Origin of the sequence: Rhodovulum sp. PH10, assembly GCF_000293785.1 — a bacterium.
Classification (GTDB): Bacteria; Pseudomonadota; Alphaproteobacteria; order Rhizobiales; family Xanthobacteraceae; genus Rhodoplanes.
In genome coordinates this window covers 59,370-78,819 of sequence record NZ_AKZI01000090.1, presented here as the reverse complement: position 1 = coordinate 78,819, position 19,450 = coordinate 59,370, and the positions used below count along the sequence as shown (strand labels likewise).

The following is a 19,450-nucleotide window of genomic DNA, read 5'->3' as shown; positions in this document are numbered from 1 at the left end:
AGAGGCAGCCATGAGCATCAACTTGAAGATCCCCGACATCCGGGAGCTGAAGCCGCGGATCACCGTGTTCGGGGTCGGCGGTGCGGGCGGCAATGCCGTGAACAACATGATCCGCGGGGGGTTGCAGGGCGTCGACTTCGTGGTCGCCAACACCGACGCCCAGGCGCTGACCATGTCGGAGGCCGAGCGCATCATCCAGATGGGCGTCTCCGCCACCGAGGGCCTCGGCGCCGGCTCGCAGCCGGACGTCGGCCGCGCCGCCGCGGAAGAGGTGCTCGACGAGATCCGCGATCACCTCAACGGCGCCCACATGGTGTTCGTCACCGCCGGCATGGGCGGCGGCACCGGCACCGGCGCCTCTCCGGTGGTCGCGCGTGCCGCCCGCGAGCTCGGCATCCTCACCGTCGGCGTCGTCACCAAGCCGTTCCACTTCGAGGGCGCGCGGCGCATGCGGCTCGCCGAGAACGGCATCGCCGAGCTGCAGAAGGTCGTCGACACCCTCATCATCATCCCGAACCAGAACCTGTTTCGGGTGGCGAACGAGAAGACCACCTTCGCCGACGCCTTCTCGATGGCCGACCAGGTGCTCTTTTCCGGCGTCGGCTGCATCACCGACCTGATGGTCAAGGAAGGCCTGATCAACCTCGACTTCGCCGACGTCCGCGCCGTCATGCGCGAGATGGGCAAGGCGATGATGGGCACCGGCGAGGCCACCGGCGAGAAGCGCGCGCTGCGCGCCGCCGAGGCGGCGATCGCCAACCCGCTGATCGACGACGTGTCGATGAAGGGCGCCCGCGGCCTCTTGATCTCGATCACCGGCGGCAAGGACCTCACCCTCTACGAGGTCGACGAGGCCGCCACCCGCATCCGCGAGGAGGTCGATGCCGACGCCAACATCATCGTCGGCGCCACCTTCGACGAGACGCTCGACGGCATCATCCGCGTGTCGGTGGTGGCGACCGGCGTCGACCAGAGCGTGATGCCGGCGGCCCAGCCGCAGCAGACGCCGGTGCCGGCGGTGGAGGCCTTCACCGCCCGCGCGCCCGACGCCCAGGCGGCGGCCGCCCACGAGTCGCGCATCGCCGAGCTCGCCGGCCGGCTGCGCACCGACAACAAGCGGATCGCCGAGCGGATCGAGCGGCCCGAGGGCGAGCGCGGCCAGGCGCCGTCGATGCCCGACGTGAACCAGGGCCCGACCGGCTTCGCGCAGAATCCCGGCATCGACGCGGCGGCCGCGGCCGCCGTCGCCGAGGCGCTCGGCCCGCGCGAGATCGAGGACGTCACCATCCGCCCGATCCAGTCGAAGCCGGCCTTCGTGCCCGACCTCGCGCCCGAGCCCGCCAAGGCCCAGGAGCAGGCCCCGGCCAAGGTGTTCATCCCGCCGCAGCCGGAGCGTCCGGCCAGCCGGCCGACCCGCATGCCGCGGATCGACGAGCTGCCGCTGCCGGCCCAGGCCGAGATCCGCGCGAGCCGCGGTGGCGAGCCGGTCGAGCACGACCATCCGGAGAAGCGCCGCCTGACCCTGCTGCAGCGCCTCGCCGCGGTCGGCCTCGGCCGCCGCGACGAGGACCATCGCCCGGCCGAGCCGCAGCCGCAGGGCCGCCCGGTGACCTCCGAGCGTCCGGTGCAGCGGATGCCGCCGATGCGGCCCGAGGCCGCCCCGCGCGCGCCCGAGCCGGTCTCCGACTATGCCCGTCGGCCGTCGGCGCCGCCGGCCCCGCAGGGCCTCGACCCGCACGGCCGTCCGGCCCCGGTGCAGAACCATCCGGACGAGGACCAGCTCGACATCCCGGCCTTCCTGCGCCGGCAGGCGACCTGAGGGCGAACGCCCTCGGCCTCTTCGAGACCACGAGACTTCCGCACGAAGCGGCCGGGTTTTTCGCCCGGCCGTTTTCGTGTCTGCCGCGTGGAGCAAAAGCGGCGGCGCCGCGTTCACGACGGAGGTGTGGCGGTGGGGAGCGCCGCCCGGTGGTGTGCCGCGCAGGCGTATCGCCGGGGCGTTGCGGCGGGCAGGCCGCGAATCAGTCGATGGTTTCGCGCGGGCGTCGCAAAGTCGAATCACCGTGGTCGCAAGACGATTCGCGGGCGAAAGGGGCCTCGCGCTATCACACGGACAGAAACGAATCGTTACCCACAGGGGTCGAGTTTGGCGAAGGAGCGGTGGATGGATGGCGAAAACCGCCGTTTTTCGCAGAAAAACCGCGTCGGAACTCCGACGGAAGTCGTTCGTTTTTCAGGTAACAATCGGTAAGAAACCGTGAATTGGCCGTGTCCCGCCAGACGGTTATCGTCCGCTCGGCACGGGGACGAAGTGGGGCCGCAACGGGGCTGCTCACGCGCGGAAACAGCGCGGGGCTTTGACGGCGCCGCTTCAGCGTCCCGTGGGGGAAAGCTTCAACTGATCGCTGCGGCGAAAGCCCGCGGCACGGTCGAGTTTCGATGGGACGTTTCACGATGAAAACGGGCCGACAGACCACCTTGCGCTCGGACGTCACGGTCTCGGGCATCGGGGTCCATTCGGGCGTACCGGCCACTCTCACGCTGCATCCGGCGGATCCGGGCACCGGCATCGTCTTCTTCCGCCCCGGCGAGGACGGCAAGCCGGACCGCGAGATCCGCGCCGGCGTCGGCGCTGTGGTCGCCACCGAGCTCGCCACCGTGATCGGTGATGCGTCCGGCGCGCTGTGCTCCACCGCCGAGCACCTCCTCGCCGCCCTGTCGGGGCTCGGCGTCGACAATGTGGTGGTCGAGGTCGACGGCCCCGAGGTGCCGATCATGGACGGCAGCGCCGCCGAGTTCGTCGAGGCGATCGACAAGGTCGGCCTCGTCGCGACCGCCGCGCCGCGCCGCTTCGTCAAGGTGCTGGAGCCGATCCGGGTGGCCAATGGCCGCGCCTTCGGCGAGCTGCTGCCGGCCGATCGCGGGATGCGCTTCGAGATCGCCATCGCCTTCGACAACCCCTTGATCGGCCGCCAGGAGCTGGCCTTCGACCTGGAGCCCGACACGTTCCGCCGCGAGCTCGCGCGGGCGCGCACCTTCGGCTTCATGAGCGACGTCGCCAAGCTGTGGAGCGCCGGCTACGCGCTCGGCGCGAGCTTCGAGAACACCGTGGTCGTCGCCGACAACCGCATCCTCAATCCCGACGGCCTGCGCTTCGCTGACGAGTTCGTCCGCCACAAGGCGCTCGACGCGGTCGGCGACCTGTCGCTCGCCGGCGCCCCGCTGATCGGCGTCTATCGCTCGACCTGCGGCGGCCACAAGCTCAACCACGCGGTGATCTCGGCGCTGATGGCCAACCGCTCGGCCTGGACCCTGGTCGACGCCGTGCCGGCCGCCGCGCGCAAGCCGGCCCGCGGCCATGCCGAGCTGACCGCCGGCGTCGCCGCCCCGGCCTTCGGCCCCGACGTGTCCTGACGCTCCGGCGCTCCGGCGCGCGGACATCGTCCCCGGCGTCGTCTTTCCCGCGTCGTGCCCGCACCGGACACGGCGCGGTTTTGGTTCGTGCGCCCGGCCGGGTCCGGCCAAATCCCGCCATATCAGGGTGGATCCGCACGGGAGAGGGCGGCGGTTCGCCACATTACCGGCCGAATGTCCGGCTTCATTGCGGCCGCCAGAGGACCCGGGGGAGGGGCCGACCGGCGACCAGCATCGACGGCGCCGCGACGGCGGCCCGCCACGAGCTTCAAGGGAAGGGGGCGAGGCGTGGTTCCACGATTGTCGCGGCGCGCATCGCCGCTCGGCCGCATCGCCGCAATTCTGCCGGTGCTGCTGATCGTCGCCGGCTGCTCCAGCCTCGGCAGCCTGTTCGGCAAGGACGACGACGGCATCGGCCCCGACATCCCAGCCGACAAGCTCTACAACGAGGGCCTCTTCCTCCTGAACGAGAAGAGCTCGCCGAAGGACGCGGCGAAGAAGTTCGAGGAGGTCGACCGCCAGCACCCGTATTCGGAATGGGCTCGTAAATCGCTGATCATGGCGGCCTATTCCTATTACGAGAATCGCCAGTACGACGAGTGCATCGCCGCCGCCAAGCGCTACGTGCAGATGCATCCGGGCAGCCCGGACGTCGCCTATGCCCAATATCTGATCGGCGCCTCCTATTTCGACCAGATCCCCGACGTCACTCGCGACCAGACCGGCACCGAGAAGGCGATCCAGGCGCTCGAGGACGTCATCCGAAAATACCCCGACTCCGAGTACGCCCCGCAGGCGCGCAAGAAGATCGAGGTCGGGCGCGACCATCTCGCCGCCAAGGAGATGGAGGTCGGCCGCTACTACATGGGCAAGAAGAACTTCATCGGCGCGATCAACCGCTTCAAGATCGTGGTGACGCAGTACCAGACCACCCGCCACGTCGAGGAGGCGCTGATGCGCCTCACCGAGTGCTACATGGCGCTCGGCATCGTCGACGAGGCGCGCACGGCGGCCGCGGTGCTCGGTCACAACTTCCCCGACAGCCCCTGGTACAAGGACGCCTATCGCCTGGTGAAGGGCGGCGGCTTCGAGCCGAGCGAGAACCAGGGCTCGTGGATCAGCCGCGCCTTCAAGAAGGTCGGCCTCGGCGGGCTCGGGTGAACGCCCGCGCGTTGCTGCCGATGTGAATTCGTGCGACGGCCGGGCTTGTCCCGGCCGTTCGCGTATCTACAGTGCCGGTCGTCCCTGCGCCGCGGCGAGCGGCGTTCATCACCGGCCGTGTCCGACGGCCCGAGCCGATCCATGCTGGCCCGCCTCTCGATCCGCGACATCGTCCTCATCGACCGCCTCGATCTCGATTTCGGCGCCGGCCTCTCGGTGCTGACCGGCGAGACCGGGGCGGGAAAGTCGATCCTGCTCGACGCCTTCTCGCTGGCGCTCGGGGCGCGTGGCGACGCCTCGCTGGTGCGCAGCGGCGCCGAGCAGGGGCAGGTGACGGCGGTGTTCGAGCCGGCCGTCGCGCATCCGGTGCACGCGCTGCTCGCCGGGAACGACATCGCGAGCGAGGACCAGCTGATTCTCCGCCGTGTGCAGCTTTCCGACGGCCGCACGCGGGCCTTCGTCAACGACCAGCCGGTGTCGGTGCAGGTGCTCAAGAGCCTCGGCGCGCTGCTGGTCGAGATCCACGGCCAGCACGACGCCCGCGCGCTGGTCGATCCGGCGACCCACCGGGCGCTGCTCGACGCCTATGGCGGCCTCGATGCGGACGTCGCCGCGATCTCGCGCCTGTGGGCGCTGCGCCGCGATGCGGCCGCCGCGCTCGCCGCGCACCGCGCCGAGGTGGAGCGCGCCGGCCGCGAGGCCGACTGGCTGCGCCATGCGGTGGAGGAGCTGACCGAGCTCGCCCCCGAGCCGGGCGAGGAGACCGCGCTCGCCGAGCGCCGCACCGCGATGATGCAGGCGGAAAAAGCCGCCGACGATCTGCGCGACGCGCTGGCGGTCGTCTCCGGCCCGCAGTCGCCGGGGCCGGTGCTGGCCGCCGCGGTTCGCCGGCTGGAGCGGCGCGGCACGGCCGACGGTTCGGTCGCGCCGGCGGTCGCTGCGATCGACGCCGCGCTGGTCGCGCTCGACGAGGCGCGCGGCCATCTCGAGGCGGCGCTCGCCGCCTCCGCCCACGATCCCGGCCTGCTCGAACGGATCGAGGAGCGGCTGTTCGCGCTGCGCGCGGCGGCGCGCAAGTACAATGTCGCGGTCGATGCGCTGGCGGCACTCGCCGCCCGCTACGCCGCCGACGTCGCGACGCTCGACGCCGGGGTGGAAAGGCTCGCCGCGCTGGAAGCGGAGGCGGCGACCGCTGCCGTCCGCTATGATGCCGCATCGGTGGCGCTCTCCGATCAGCGCAAGCGCGTCGCCCAAAAGCTCGACAAGGCGGTCAATGGAGAGCTCAAGCCGCTCAAGCTCGAGCGGGCGAAATTCTCCACCGAGATTTCGACCGAGTCGGACAGGCCGGGGCCGCACGGCATCGATCGGGTGGAGTTCTTCGTGCAGACCAATCCGGGGACCGCGGCGGGACCGCTGATGAAGGTCGCCTCCGGGGGCGAGCTGTCGCGCTTCCTGCTGGCGCTCAAGGTGGTGATCGCCGACCGCGGCTCGGCGCCGACGCTGGTGTTCGACGAGATCGACACGGCGGTGGGCGGGGCGGTGGCCGACGCGATCGGCGTGCGACTGGCGCGCCTCGGGCGCGGCGTGCAGGTGATCGCCGTCACCCATGCGCCGCAGGTGGCGGCGCGCGCGAACCGGCATTTCCTCATCGCCAAGGGCACGCTCGATCGCGGCAAGCGGGTCGCGACCCGCGTGTCCGTGCTCGACGCCGAGACCCGGCGCGAGGAGATCGCCCGCATGCTGTCGGGCGCCGAGATCACCGCAGAGGCCCGCGCCGCCGCCGACCGCTTGATCGCCGCGGCGGGGGAATGACGGTCCCCGTCGTTCCGGGGCGCCCCGAAGCGGCGAGCCCGGAACCCATGACCCCTGTGCACGAGTGTGAATTCCGGGCTCGCGGGCGATCGCCTACGCCCCGGAACGGCCGAGAGCCGATATCCCGAATCCCGGATCGTGGATGTCGGGCCGGCCCGTGCGCCGTGAGATCGGACGACGCAGCGTCGTCACCGGCAGACCCCGTCGTACAGATCGACCCATGCGGGATTGGAGTCCTCGATCAGCCGAATCTTCCAGTCCCGCCTCCACTTCTTCAGCTCCTTCTCGCGCGCGACGGCGTGGGCCGGGTCGTCGTAAGTCTCGAACCAGACCAGCTTGTCGACGCTGTAACGGGCGGTGAATCCTTTCACGGCGTGCGTCTTGTGCTCGTGAACGCGGCGGACGAGGTTGCCGGTCACCCCGATGTAGAGCGTTCCGTGCTTGCGGCTCGCCAGGACATAAACATGGTAGGACAAACGCCGCTCCCGTGGTTATGGATTCCGGGCTCGCGGGCGTTCGCCCGCGCCCCGGAATGACGGCTCATGGCAGGACGAGATCATATCACCACCCCCGTCTCCGCCCTCTCCCCCGAGGAGGCGGCGGACGAGCTCGCACGGCTCGCCGAAGAGATCGCTGGGCACGACCGGCGCTACTATCAGGACGACGCGCCGACAGTCTCGGACGCCGAGTACGACGCGCTGCGTCGCCGCAACAGCGAGATCGAGGCGCGCTTTCCCGAGCTGATCCGTGAGGACTCGCCCTCGCGCACGGTCGGCGCCGCGCCGTCGCAGAAATTCGCAAAGGTTCGGCACGCGGTGCCGATGCTGTCGCTCGCCAATGCGTTTTCCGATGGCGACGTCGCCGAGTTCGTCGCCCGCATCCGCCGGTTTCTCCGTCTTGCCGACGACGAGCCCTTGGCGATCACCGCCGAGCCGAAGATCGACGGCCTGTCGTGCTCGCTGCGCTACGAGAACGGGCACCTCGTGCGCGGGGCGACGCGGGGCGACGGGTTCGAGGGCGAGGACGTCACCGCCAATGTGCGCACCATCGACGACGTGCCGAAACGGTTGCGCGACGACAGCGTGCCGGAGGTGGTGGAGGTGCGCGGCGAGGTCTATCTCTCGCACGCCGATTTCGCGCGCATCAACGAACGGCAGGCGGCCGCCGGCAAGCCGGTGTTCGCCAATCCGCGCAACGCCGCGGCGGGCTCGCTGCGCCAGCTCGACCCGAAAATCACGCGGGACCGGCCGCTGAAATTCTTCGCCTATGCGTGGGGCGAGTTTTCCGGCGCGCTGCCGGCCGACACGCAGGCCGGCATGGTCGGCTGGATGCAGGCGCTCGGTTTCGTCACCAACCCGCTGATGAAGACGTGCGGCTCGGTCGAGGAGCTGCTCGCCGTCTATCACGATATCGAAGAGCGCCGCGCGACGCTCGGCTACGACATCGACGGCGTCGTCTACAAGGTCGACCGGCTCGACCTGCAGGACCGCCTCGGCTTCGTGTCGCGCTCGCCGCGCTGGGCGATCGCCCACAAGTTTCCGGCCGAGAAGGCCCTGACGATTCTTCGCGACATCGAGATCCAGGTCGGCCGCACCGGCGCGCTGACCCCGGTCGCCAAGCTCGATCCGGTGACGGTCGGCGGCGTCGTGGTGCAGAACGCGACGCTGCACAATCCGGACGAGATCGCCCGGCTCGACGTGCGGATCGGCGACACGGTGCAGATCCAGCGCGCCGGCGACGTGATCCCGCAGGTTTTGGGCGTCGTCCTCGACAAGCGGCCGGCGGATGCCGTGCCGTACGAATTCCCGGCCGTCTGCCCGTGTGAGCTGAAGACGCCCGTGGTTCGTGAAACCACCGCCGGCGGCGAGGAAGGCGCGGTGCGCCGCTGCTCGGGCGAGTTCGCCTGCCCCTATCAGAAGGTCGAGCATTTGCGGCACTTCGTGTCGCGCCGCGCGTTCGACATCGAGGGCTTGGGCGAGAAGCAGATCGCCTTCTTCTTCGAGGATCCCGACCTGCCGGTGAAGGAGCCGGCCGACATCTTCACGCTCGCCGCGCGCGACGAGACGAACTTCAAGAAGCTGAAGGACAAGGAGGGGTTCGGCACCACCTCGGTGAAGAATCTGGTCGACGCGATCGAGGCGCGGCGAACGATTCCGCTCGAGCGGCTGATCTTTGCGCTCGGCATCCGACATGTCGGCGAGACCACGGCGCGCCAGCTTGCCCGCGCCTACGGCACGTGGGACGCCTTCTTCGCCGTCGCCCGCCGGATCGCCGCGGGTGACGCGGACGCGCGAGCGGAAATGGACGCGATCGACCAGATCGGCGACGCGGTGGTTGACGCCGTCGCAAAGTATTTCGGCGAGACGCACAACGAGCGCGTGGTCGAAAATCTGGTCGGTCAGCTCACGACGATCGAGGATGCGGAAAAGCCGCTCGAGGCGACGCCGGTCGCCGGCAAGACGGTGGTGTTCACCGGCTCGCTCGAGCAGATGACGCGCGACGAGGCGAAAGCGATGGCCGAGCGGCTCGGCGCCAAGGTGGCGGGCTCGGTCTCGAAAAAGACCGATTACGTGGTGGCGGGGCCGGGCGCCGGCTCCAAGCTCGCCAAGGCGCGCGACGCCGGCGTCACCGTGCTCACCGAGGACGAGTGGTTCGCCCTGGTCGGGGAGCGTGCGGGCGGGTAATCTCTGCACCGCGGCGTTGTGGGACGTCGGCGTTCGTCACGAGGATTCGCCCGGCAAATGCTCGGTCGCGCAGGCGGCCGGGCGGGCCGGCATCGCGAGGGAGAGCGACGTGCAACCGAACGACAGCGCGGAGGCCGCCACCGGCCCGGAGGTCGGCCAGACGACCGGCCGGAAACCCGATATGGACACCGACCAAATCCGCGCGGTGGCGCGGCTGCCGAACGTCACGATCGAGATCGTTCACCGGCCGCTGCCGGACGGCTCCGGCGAGCGCATCTCGATCGATCTGCAGGCGGTGCCGTCGTTCGCGGCCTTCCGGCAGGCGGTCGAGACGACCAACCCGTTCGCTCTGTGGATGCAGGCGACGCAGCTCGCCTTCCTGCCCTGGATCAATGCGGCGAGCGCGATGCTGCCGTGGATGGCGCCAGCGCGATTGGCGGGGCCGGACAGGCCGACCGGCAAGACGGACGATCGGACGACCTGAGCGGTCGTCCGCCCGGCAGCAAGCCCAGCCCGGGATCCCAGGGCGGAATAGCGCAGCGTCTTCCGCCGAACCTCGCGGTCCGGAGGGGGCAATGCGCTTCGCTATTGCACCCTACGATCACGACGGTCGAGCTGCGGGTGATTTTGGTGGGCAACGATGGCGGCCCAGCGGGCGGCTTTGTGCACGAGCGCCTTGCCTTGGCCGGAATGCCGGGAAACAAGGGGGCGCCGTCGTCCCTCCGTCACGAACGCCGAGAGCCTCTTCATGACCGCCCGCACCGCCGACACCGACCTGTCCGCCTCGGCCACGCCGCGCCGGCTGCCGCCCGGCGGGATCGCCGCCTTGGTGGTGCTGGCGGGCTCGGTCGCCCTGCTGCTCGGCGCGGTGTTCTTCGAGCACGTGCTGAAGATCCCGCCGTGCCCGCTCTGCTTCGAGCAGCGCATCCCGCATTATATCGCGGTGCCGTTGGCGCTGGCGCTCGTGCTGGCGGCGCGCTTCCGGGCGCCGCGCGGCCTGGTCGCGCTCGGCCTCGCGGTGCTCACCGTCGCGCTCCTGGTGACGGCGGGGATCGGCGGCTATCACGCCGGCGTCGAATGGGGGCTTTGGGCGGGGCCGACCGACTGCACCGGCGACATCGGCGATTTCGGACGGGCCGGCAATCTGCTCGACAGCCTGCAGACGACCACCGTCGTGCGCTGCGACGTGGTCTTGTGGCGCTTCCTCGGCCTGTCGCTCGCCGGCTGGAACGCCGTGCTCTCCACCGGGCTGGCGCTGGTCGCGGGCGCCGGCTTCGTGGCGACGGTGCGCCGAAGCGCCTGACGGCCGCGTACCCAGCAAAAAGCCGGGCTGCCCATGGCGGCCCGGCGCAAGACGAGAAGCCCGTTCGGGTCACGCCCGGAAGATCACTGCCAGAAGGTCACTGCCAGAAGATCACTGCCAGGAGCGGCCCGGAAACGGCGGCAGGCGCGAGGTGGTGTCGCGGTCGCGGCGCAGCCCGCGGTGACGCCAGCGCCGCACGGCGCGCCGGCAGCTCTCGGCGCCGTCGTTGGTGCGGGCGGCGCGGTCGAGCATCCGCAACGCCTCCAGCACCTCGTCGGCCGAGACCGGCAGCGGCCCCGCGACGTCGCGATGCGGCGCGGCCTCCACCGCGTCCGCACAGGTGTCGGACGCCCAGGCGGCGAGGATCGCCCGCTTCTCGTTGAGGCTGAGATCGGGGTCGGCCACCACGGCGCTCGGATGCCCGAAGGCGAGCGCGGGTTGCAGAAGCCCGTCGAGGTCGAGATCGGAGGTCTCGCAGCGCAAAGGCGCGCTCGGGAACGTCCTCATAGCCACATCCTCCCTGGATCATGGATACGAGCGTGCGCGGCGACGAAACGTCACGCACGGCCGAGCCGAACCCGGGCTCGGCGTTGCGGTCGGATTTAGAAGGCGCCGTCACATTGTCAAGCGGTATCGGCGGGCAGCGGGCCTGCGTCCCCGCGAATCGCGATCACGACCGCGCGTTCGGCCGTTTTCGCCGCTCGCCGACCCGCCCGGAGGGCCCCCGAGGACGCCCCCGACCACGCCCCCGAGAACTCCCCGGAGGAGCCACGAGACGGTGCCGCATGCGACCAAAATCCGACGCCCGTGTGCGCGCGAAATCCTTGCCGGAGGCCGACCTTTCCGGGAGACTGGCGCCGGCATAACGAGGCGTGACCCGTGCCGTCACGACCCACTGGAGGAACGACATGGCGTTGAAGAACATTTTGGTCCACCTCGATCCCGGCCCGCGCAGCGCCGACCGGCTGGCGCTCGCCATGCGGCTCGCCGAGCGTCACGAGGCGCGCCTCACCGGCGTGTTCGCCGATCTCGCCGAGGCGCACCGGGTGGGCGTGATCGCGCAATGGCCGCCGGCGATCTATGCGGAGGCCGCCGCCGCCAGCCGCGAGGTCTTTGCCGCGCAGGCGGGTGCGCTCGGCACCGAGTGGATCGATCTCAATCGCGGCGGTGAGGAGGAGATTCTTCGCCGCATGAGCCAGCTCGCCGGTCAGTTCGACCTCTTGATCGCCGGCCAGCACGACGAGACGCAGCGCGCCTATGTGCCGCCGACCTTGCCGACCCATGTGTGCGCGACGAGCGGCCGGCCGGTGCTGGTCGTGCCCTATGCCGGCCATTTCGAGACCATCGGCCGCCGCCCGATTTTTGCCTGGGGCGAGACCGCCGGGGCCGCCCGCGCGCTCACCGACGCGCTGCCGCTGCTGTCGCCCGACGCCGACGCTCTGGTGCTCTATGCCTACGAGCGCGACCAGCGGAACGACTTTGCCGAACGGGTGATCCCGCATCTCGAGCGGCACGGGGTGAAGGCGCGGTTCGAGCCGTTCGTGCTGGAGGAGGAGACGGTGATGGACGTGCTCCTGAACTTCGCCTCCGACCACGGCGCCGACCTGATGACGCTCGGCATCGCCGGGCGCGCCGGGGCAGGGCGGTTCGAGCGCGGCCGCGGCGGCATGCCGACGCTGCGCCAGCTCACCGTGCCGGTGCTGTGCGCCGGCTGAGGATTTTTCCACCGGTTCGGTCGGACCGGGCCGGCGTCAGGGGGCCGGCTCCGGCGGGATGGTGACGGCGCTGCGCAGCCGCACCAGCCGGGTGCCGATCCGCCCCAACAGCTCGGCCTCGGGATCGCCCGCATCCCGATGGCCGCCGAGCGCGTCGTAATAACGCCGGCTGATCAGCAAGCCCTGGTCGGGCGAGGGCTTGCGCGAAAACGTCTCGCGAAGGAGCGCCACCGCCCGGCGGCCGAACGAGGCGCCGTCGTCGGCCAGCGGCACGCCACGAAACGCCGCGGCGGTCTCCACCGTGCCGCGCCGCTCGGCAGTCTCGACGAAGCGCACCACGTCGTCGTCCCAGCCGCCGTCCGGCAGCGCCCCCGCCCGCAGAAACAGAAGCCACGGACCGCGCGCCTGCGCCGCCGCCTCCTTCAGCCGCGCCGCGAGCGGCGCCTCCGACACCAGCACGGTGCAGCCGGCGATCTCCGCCGCCTGGGCGGTGTCGTCGGTCGAGCCACCGTCCGCCACGATCACGTCGCGCACGGTGCCGGCGACCGCCGCCCCGACCAGCACCGCGAGCGTGCGCACCAGCGGGCGCTCGCAATCGCGTGCCGGGATGATGACGCTCAACATGTCCCCTCGCTCGCTCGCCGCCGGCCTTTTTTCTGCGCACGAGGCGGCGCGAGATCGCGCGCCCGACGTGCAGTCGGCCGGGAAGGAAAAGCCGGCGGCACTATACGGACGTCGTTGAGGAATTTCGATTCTTTCCGCGGCGTTTCGCCGGTGCGACGGGGGGGGGCGATGGCGGCGAGGACGGGGAGGGCGGTGTTCACGCCGATTTGTTCTTGTTTTGTTCGTTAACCAGGATTATGTTTCCCCCCATGAGCGCAACCCCCGCCCGCCGCCGTCCCCTGCCGTCCCGCGACGGCCGTGCCGTCCCGCCGGACGGCGTCACCCGTCTCGTGCCCGGCCCGGTGCCCGACGTGTGGCCGGACACCGTGCCGCCGATTGCCCCCGAGCGGCGCCGCGGCCGCGGTGCCGTCAGCAACGCCACCGGGCGGTTCGAGCCGCTCGCCCGCATCGCCTTCGACGACGGCTGGGAGAGCCTCGAAGACTTGCCGGCGTTCGAGACCACGGTCGGCATCGACACCGCGCGCAAGGTGATCACCCGCAACGAATCCCCCGACATCGGGTTCGACCGCTCGATCAACCCGTATCGCGGCTGCGAGCACGGCTGCGTCTACTGCTTCGCCCGCCCGACCCACGCTTATATGGGCCTCTCGCCGGGGCTCGATTTCGAATCGAAGCTGTTCATGAAGCCGGACGCGCCGGAGCTTCTCGAGCGCGAGCTGTCGGCCCGCGGCTACGTGCCGAAGACGATCGCGATCGGCACCAACACCGATCCCTATCAGCCGCTCGAGCGCAAGACCGGGCTGATGCGCCGCATCCTCGAGGTTTTGGAGCGGTTCGGCCATCCGGTCGGCATCGTGACGAAATCCGACCTCGTGGTGCGCGACCTCGACATCCTCTCCCGGATGGCCGAGCGGCGGCTGGTGCGGGTCGCGCTGTCGGTGACGACGCTCGACAAAAAGCTCGCCCGCACGATGGAGCCGCGCGCGCCGACACCGGCAAAGCGCCTCGCGGCACTCGCCGCGCTCGCCGAGGCCGGGGTGCCGACCACGGTGATGGTGGCGCCGGTGATCCCGGCGGTCACCGACCCGGAGATCGAGCGCATCCTCGATGCCGCCGCTGCGGCCGGTGTCGAGGGGGCGGGCTACGTGCTGCTGCGGCTGGCGCGCGAGGTGCGCGACCTGTTCCGCGAATGGCTCCTCGCCGAGCTCCCCGACCGCGAGCGCCGCGTCTTCACGCTGCTCCGCCAGATGCGCGGCGGCAAGGATTACGACTCGACGTTCGGCGAGCGGATGACCGGCTCCGGGCCGTACGCCTGGATGCTCGGCCGCCGCTTCGAGAAGGCGTGCGCGAGGCTCGGCCTCAACCGCCATCGCACCAGCCTCACCACCGAGCACTTTGCCGTGCCGATGACGGCGAAGGCGCAGCTCGAGCTGTTTTGAGGAGGAGACGGGGAGATTCGAGGAGGAGAGTTCGATACGACGGTGAGCGCCGGCACGCCGCCGATGGAGGTCCTTGCGGAATGAACCGAGCGTGCGGCGCGCGCCCGAGTCGCTTTCGGGTGAAAGCCTCTGCGATTCTCCTCCGAATGCGTGGGAGATGGACGGATGCCGCTCGCCCGGGCTCTCCGGCCTGCCCGGGCTTGCGCATCGGCCGGCGGGCGGTCACGCTCGGCGGCATGAGTCGCCCGACCGGCCGCCGTGCCGCCGCCCCGCAAGAATCCGCGCTGCGAGAATCCGCCCCGCAAGAATCCGCGCCGCGTCTGCCGCTCGCGGAGGAGCCGCTGCGCCCGACTTTTGCGCGCGAGCGCGCCGCGCGAAAAGCCGGGCTGTGGCCGGTCGCCGGCTGTGACGAGGCCGGACGCGGGCCGCTCGCCGGACCCGTGGTCGCCGCCGCGGTGATCCTCGATCCGCAAAGGATTCCGCGTGGCCTCGACGATTCGAAGAAGCTGACGGCGGAAAAGCGCGAAATTCTCTACGAGCGCATCTGCGCGATGGCCGAGGTCGGCGTCGCCTTCGGCTCGCCGGCGCGGATCGACCGCGACAACATCCGCCAAGCCTCGCTGTGGGCGCTGTCGCGCGCCGTGCGGGCGCTGCCGGTGGCGCCGCAGCTCGTCTTCGTCGACGGCTGCGACAAGATCGACGTGCCGTGCGACTGCCGTGCGGTGATCTCGGGCGATGCGCTGGTGCTGTCGATCGCCGCCGCCTCGATCGTCGCCAAGGTGACGCGGGACCGCCTGATGGCGCGGATCGGCGCCGCCTGTCCGGGCTACGGCTTCGAGCGCCACATGGGCTATGGCGTGCCCGCCCACACCCGTGCGTTGGCGACGCTCGGCCCGACCCGCCACCACCGGCAGTCGTTCGCGCCGGTGCGCGCCGCCGCGCAACGCGTCGCCGCGCAACTCGCCGCGGAGCACATCGCCGTCGAGCACCTCGTCGCCGAGCGACTCGTCGCTGAGCAACTCGTTGCCGAGACGGCCGCAGCGGAGCGGCAAGCCGCCGAGAGGCTGGCAGTCGAGGCCGCCGCAGAAGGGGCCGCCACCGAGGCGCCCGCCACCTTGCCGGTGCTCGGCATCGCTTCCTAGGCCGGGCGCGGTTTGCTACCACCCGGGGGCGGCGGCTCGTCCCGAGCGGTCGCCGGGCTCGTGCCCGTGCCGCCCGCCCCGCGCCGAGCGTACCCGCCGATGCTGCACGTCTCCCTGTTCGTCGAGCTCCTGCGCGCAAATCCGAAGGCGATGGTGTGGGCGGCGGCGCTCACCCAGGCGCTGTTGTGGTGGCTGGTGCCGACGCTCCTCTACTCGGCGCCGCCCGGCAACCTGCCGCTGGTCGTCGCGATCGGCCACGAGTTCCAGCTCGGCTCCTATTGGGGCCCGCCGCTCGCCAGCTGGCTCGCCGAGCTCGCCTTCCGGGTCGCCGGCATCGGCGGGGTCTATTTCCTCTCGCAAATCTGCGTGGTGCTGACGCTGTGGGGCGTGTTCACGCTCGGCCGGGCGATCGTCGGCGCGCAGCACGCGGCGCTCGCCGTGCTCCTGATGGTCGGCATCGCCGTGATCGCCGTGCCGAGCCCGGACTTCGGCCCGCCGATCCTCGCCATGCCGCTCACGGTGTTCGTGCTGCGCCATTTCTGGCGGGTGGTCGGCGAGGGGCGGCGCAGCGCCTGGTACGTGATGGCGATCGGCCTCGCGCTCCTGCTGCTCACCACATATGCCGGGCTCGTTCTGCTGGTCGCCATCGCCGTCTTCACCGCGACCAGCCGGCGCGCGCGGGCGACGCTGCGCGGCATCGAGCCGTGGGTCGCGCTGTTTCTCGTCGCCGTCGTCGTGTTTCCCCACCTCCTGTGGGTCGACGTCTCGGGCATGTGGGGGGTGTGGACCGGCCGCGAGCGGCTGGCGGTCTCCGGCGTCGAGCCGGTGCTGCGCGGCGGCGCGCTGCTCGGCAGCCTGGTCGTCGCCCATCTCGGGGCGGTCGTGCTGGTGCTGCTCGGCCGCGGCCTGCGGGCGCCGCGCGACAAGGTGCCGACCTTCACCCGCAATCCCTCCACCGCGCTCGAGCGGCGCTTCGTGCTGTTCTTCGCGATCGCGCTGCCGCTGACGGCGATCGTGATGCGGGCGGTGATCGGCGAGGGCGGGCCGATCGGCGGTTTCGGGCCGTACGTGGTGCTGTCCGGCCTCGCGATCGTGGTGCTCGCCGGCAACACGATCCCGCTGCAGCGCCAGGGCCTCACCGCGCTCGCCTGGAGCCTGCTGCTCGCCGCGCCGCCCTTGATCGCCGCCGCCGCGGTCGGCGTGCTGCCGTTCGTCGCCAAGACCGACGTGCCGATCGCCCAGCCGGCGGGGGCGATCGGCCGGTTCTTCGGCGAGACGTTCGAGCGGCGCACCGGCAAGCCGCTGAGGATCGTCGCCGGCGCGCCGCGCCTCGCGACGCTGATCGCGATCGCCGCGCCGTCGCGCCCGAGCTTCTATTTCGACGCCGCGCCCGACCGCACGCCGTGGGTCACAGGCAGCGATCTGCGCGAGAAAGGCGCGGTGATCGTGTGGCCGACCACCGACACCGCCGGCACGCCGCCGCCCGACATCGCCGCGCGCTTTCCGGGCCTGGTGCCCGAGGTTCCGCAAACTTTTTCGCGCACGATTCAGGGCCGGTTGCCGCTGATGCGGATCGGCTGGGGCATGCTGCGGCCGCAGTGATCGGCGCCGGCCGCCCACGGGCCGGGCGGCTCAGTGATAGCTCTCGTCCTCGCCGACTTTTCCGCGGAACAGCCAGTACACGAAGGCGACGTAGCCGAGGATGATCGGCAACAGCACCACCGTGCCGGTCAGCATGAAGATCTGGCTCGACCGCGCGGCGGCGGCGTCCCAGATGGTGAGCGAGGGCGGCACCACGTAAGGATAGGTCGAGATCGCAAGCCCCAGATAGCCGAGCAGGAAGAGCCCGATGGTGCCGACGAAGGGCACCTGGTCGTGCCGCTCGGTGGTGCGCCACACGGTGATCGCCAGCGCCGCGGTGACCACCGGCACGATCCACAGGACGTAGATGTTCGGCGCGGTGAACCACCGCTCGAAGATGCGCGGGAAGGCGAGCGGCGTCCACAGGCTCACCGCCGCCATCAGGCCCATCACCGCGATCAGGAGGCCGCGGGCCTGCCGGCGCGCCCGCTCGGCGACCGGCCCCTCGGTCTTCATGATCAGCCAGGTGGCGCCGAGCAGCGCATAGCCGGTCACCACCCCGAGGCCGCACAGCGCCGCGAACGGCGTCGCCCAGTCGAACGGGCCGCCGGCGAAGGCGCGGTCGGCCACCGTGATGCCCTGGATGTAGCCGCCGAGAATGACGCCCTGGAAGAATGCGGCGAGCAGCGAGCCGCCGAAGAAGGCGACGCTCCAGGCGGCGGTGGCGCCGGCGTGCGGCGCGCGGAACTCGAAGGCGACGCCGCGCAGCACCAGCGCCAGCAGCATGGCAATCACCGGCAGATAGAGCGCCGGCATCACCACCGAATAGGCGAGCGGAAAGGCGACCAGCAGGCCGCCGCCGCCGAGCACCAGCCAGGTCTCGTTGCCGTCCCAGAACGGGGCGACGGAGGCCATCATCTGGTCGCGCTGCCGCTCGTTCTCGGCGAACGGGAAGAGAATGCCGATGCCGAGGTCGAACCCGTCCATCACCACATAGAGGGCGACGGCGGTGCCGAGCACGCCGGCCCAGACGATCGCGAGATCGATCTCCATGGCGCATCGTCTCCGATCAGGACCCGAGGAACTCGCGGCCCGCCTCGCGGGCGGCCGACTGCGGGCGCAGCGGCGTGCCGCTGCGCGGCGGCTCGCCCGACGGCCCGGCGAGGCCTTTCGCGAGCAGCCGGTTGATGAAGTAGATGCCCATCGAGAACACCACGCCATAGACCAGCACGAACAGCGCGAGGGTGGCGGCGACGCTGCCGCCCGGCACCGGCGAGGCGGCGTCGGCGGTGCGCAGAATGCCGGTGGCGATCCATGGCTGGCGGCCGCTCTCGGCGACGATCCAGCCGGCGATCACCGCGACGAAGCCGAACCACCACGTGTAGGACACCGTCTTCAGGAACCAGCCGGTGGTGAACAGCCCGCCGCGCCACCACAGCACCGCGCCGGCGAGCCCGAGAAAGATCATCGCGAAGCCGATCGCCAGCATGATGCGGAAGGCGAAGAACACGTTCGGCACCGGCGGGCGATCTTCCGGTGGCACGTCCTTCAGGCCGGGCACCACGCCGTCCCACGAATGGGTGAGGATCATCGAGCCGGCCCGCGGGATCGAGATCGCGAAGCGGTTGGTCTCGGCCTTCTGGTCGGGCCAGGCAAAAATGTGGAAGTCGGCCGGGCCACGCTCCCAGTGCGCCTCCATCGCGGCGACCTTGGTCGGCTGGTGCTCGAGCGTGTTCAGCCCGTGCTGATCGCCGATGAAGAGCTGCAAGGGGGCGAGCACGGCGATCATGCCGACCGCCATCTTCACCATCAGCCGTGCCTCCTCGCCGTGGCGATCGGCCAGGATCCAGCGGGCGCCGACCGCGAGCACGACGAAGGCGGTGGTGAGATAGGCGGCCGCCAGCATGTGGGCGAGGCGATAGGGAAAGCTCGGATTGAAGACGATCGCCCACCAGTCCTGCGGGTGGGCGATGCCGTCGATCATCACGTGGCCGGTCGGCGTCTGCATCCAGCTGTTGGCGGAGAGAATCCAGAACGCCGAGATGGCGGTGCCGATCGCGACGATCACCGCCGAGGCGGTGTGCAGCGTGCGCGGCACGCGGCCGAGGCCGAACAGCATGATGCCGAGGAACGACGCCTCGAGAAAGAACGCGGTGAGCACCTCGTAGCCGAGCAGCGGGCCGAGCACGTTGCCGACCACCACCGAGAAGCGGCTCCAATTGGTGCCGAACTGATAGGAGAGCACGATGCCGGACACCACGCCGAGCGCGAACGACACCGCGAAGATCTTCGTCCAGAACTGGGCGAGGCGCGGATAGCGGGGATCGCCGGTGCGTTGGCCGACCACCAGGAGCGTGGCGATCCAGGCCGACAGGCCGATGGTGAAGCTCGGAAAGATGATGTGGAACGTGATGGTGAAGGCGAATTGGATGCGCGCGAGAACGACCGGATCGAAGTCCATCACGTGGAACCCCGGAAAGTACTGGCGACCGTGCCCCGGACGAGCGGCCGGATCGGGCGACGGACCGGACACGCGGGCGATGTGGTGAAAGCTCGGACCGTGCTCGGGTGACGC

At 70.8% G+C, this 19,450-nt stretch carries 15 protein-coding genes and 1 pseudogene; 11 read left to right on the top strand and 5 right to left on the bottom strand.

The features are described 5' to 3' along the window. Window positions 1-10: 10 nt before the first annotated feature. The 4 genes from ftsZ (at window position 11) to recN (ending at window position 6,387) form a co-directional block, all read left to right on the top strand. Entirely contained in the window at window positions 11-1,819 is a 1,809-nt protein-coding gene (ftsZ, locus tag A33M_RS15280) for a cell division protein FtsZ (RefSeq protein ID WP_008388781.1), read from the top strand. 635 nt (window positions 1,820-2,454) lie between these two features. After that, window positions 2,455-3,414 (top strand): UDP-3-O-acyl-N-acetylglucosamine deacetylase, encoded by a 960-nt coding sequence (lpxC, locus tag A33M_RS15275; protein ID WP_008388776.1) that lies wholly within the window; start codon window positions 2,455-2,457, stop codon window positions 3,412-3,414. A 288-nt stretch (window positions 3,415-3,702) separates the two neighbouring features. Further along, entirely contained in the window at window positions 3,703-4,575 is an 873-nt protein-coding gene (locus A33M_RS15270) for an outer membrane protein assembly factor BamD (RefSeq protein WP_040620844.1), read from the top strand. 141 nt (window positions 4,576-4,716) lie between these two features. Further along, the gene (gene recN, locus A33M_RS15265; RefSeq protein WP_008388771.1) at window positions 4,717-6,387 is read left to right on the top strand and encodes a DNA repair protein RecN; all 1,671 of its coding nucleotides are present in this window, start codon (window positions 4,717-4,719) and stop codon (window positions 6,385-6,387) included. 188 nt (window positions 6,388-6,575) lie between these two features. On the opposite strand, the gene A33M_RS15260 is transcribed toward recN, so the two are convergent. Then, entirely contained in the window at window positions 6,576-6,863 is a 288-nt protein-coding gene (locus A33M_RS15260; RefSeq protein ID WP_008388769.1) for a GIY-YIG nuclease family protein, read from the bottom strand. A 66-nt stretch (window positions 6,864-6,929) separates the two neighbouring features. On the opposite strand from A33M_RS15260, the gene ligA reads away from it, so the two are divergent. From ligA to A33M_RS15245, 3 genes are all read left to right on the top strand, one after another. Beyond that, the gene (gene ligA, locus A33M_RS15255; protein ID WP_008388766.1) at window positions 6,930-9,071 is read left to right on the top strand and encodes an NAD-dependent DNA ligase LigA; all 2,142 of its coding nucleotides are present in this window, start codon (window positions 6,930-6,932) and stop codon (window positions 9,069-9,071) included. Between the two features lie 109 nt (window positions 9,072-9,180). Further along, window positions 9,181-9,555 carry a hypothetical protein gene (locus A33M_RS15250; protein WP_157223499.1) on the top strand — a complete coding sequence of 125 codons (375 nt, stop codon included), beginning with the start codon at window positions 9,181-9,183 and terminating at the stop codon, window positions 9,553-9,555. A gap of 264 nt (window positions 9,556-9,819) precedes the next feature. After that, a complete protein-coding gene (locus A33M_RS15245; protein ID WP_008388762.1) occupies window positions 9,820-10,374 on the top strand; it encodes a disulfide bond formation protein B in 555 nt (184 codons plus the stop codon). A 111-nt stretch (window positions 10,375-10,485) separates the two neighbouring features. Here the strand turns inward: A33M_RS15245 and A33M_RS15240 are convergent, their stop codons facing one another. Continuing rightward, window positions 10,486-10,881 (bottom strand): hypothetical protein, encoded by a 396-nt coding sequence (locus tag A33M_RS15240; RefSeq protein WP_192814123.1) that lies wholly within the window; start codon window positions 10,879-10,881, stop codon window positions 10,486-10,488. 401 nt (window positions 10,882-11,282) lie between these two features. Between A33M_RS15240 and A33M_RS22490 the strand changes: the two genes are divergently transcribed. Continuing rightward, window positions 11,283-12,089 carry a universal stress protein gene (locus A33M_RS22490; protein WP_008388759.1) on the top strand — a complete coding sequence of 269 codons (807 nt, stop codon included), beginning with the start codon at window positions 11,283-11,285 and terminating at the stop codon, window positions 12,087-12,089. A gap of 36 nt (window positions 12,090-12,125) precedes the next feature. Here the strand turns inward: A33M_RS22490 and A33M_RS15230 are convergent, their stop codons facing one another. Beyond that, window positions 12,126-12,713, bottom strand: a complete 588-nt coding sequence (locus A33M_RS15230) for a glycosyltransferase (RefSeq protein ID WP_008388757.1) — start codon at window positions 12,711-12,713, stop codon at window positions 12,126-12,128. Between the two features lie 248 nt (window positions 12,714-12,961). Here A33M_RS15230 and A33M_RS15225 point away from each other — a divergent pair, with 248 nt between their 5' ends. The 3 genes and pseudogenes from A33M_RS15225 to A33M_RS15215 all read left to right on the top strand — a co-directional run bounded on the left by A33M_RS15225 (window position 12,962) and on the right by A33M_RS15215 (window position 16,896). Next, a complete protein-coding gene (locus tag A33M_RS15225) occupies window positions 12,962-14,152 on the top strand; it encodes a PA0069 family radical SAM protein (RefSeq protein ID WP_008388755.1) in 1,191 nt (396 codons plus the stop codon). 341 nt (window positions 14,153-14,493) lie between these two features. After that, window positions 14,494-15,081 (top strand): annotated as a pseudogene (locus tag A33M_RS25395) (ribonuclease HII); the annotation flags it as partial. A 312-nt stretch (window positions 15,082-15,393) separates the two neighbouring features. Then, window positions 15,394-16,896 (top strand): glycosyltransferase family 39 protein, encoded by a 1,503-nt coding sequence (locus A33M_RS15215; protein ID WP_008388752.1) that lies wholly within the window; start codon window positions 15,394-15,396, stop codon window positions 16,894-16,896. 30 nt (window positions 16,897-16,926) lie between these two features. Here A33M_RS15215 and cydB read toward each other — a convergent pair whose 3' ends face one another. Further along, the gene (cydB, locus tag A33M_RS15210; RefSeq protein WP_008388750.1) at window positions 16,927-17,928 is read right to left on the bottom strand and encodes a cytochrome d ubiquinol oxidase subunit II; all 1,002 of its coding nucleotides are present in this window, start codon (window positions 17,926-17,928) and stop codon (window positions 16,927-16,929) included. A 16-nt stretch (window positions 17,929-17,944) separates the two neighbouring features. After that, the gene (locus A33M_RS15205; RefSeq protein WP_040620838.1) at window positions 17,945-19,336 is read right to left on the bottom strand and encodes a cytochrome ubiquinol oxidase subunit I; all 1,392 of its coding nucleotides are present in this window, start codon (window positions 19,334-19,336) and stop codon (window positions 17,945-17,947) included. Between the last annotated feature and the right edge of the window lie 114 nt (window positions 19,337-19,450).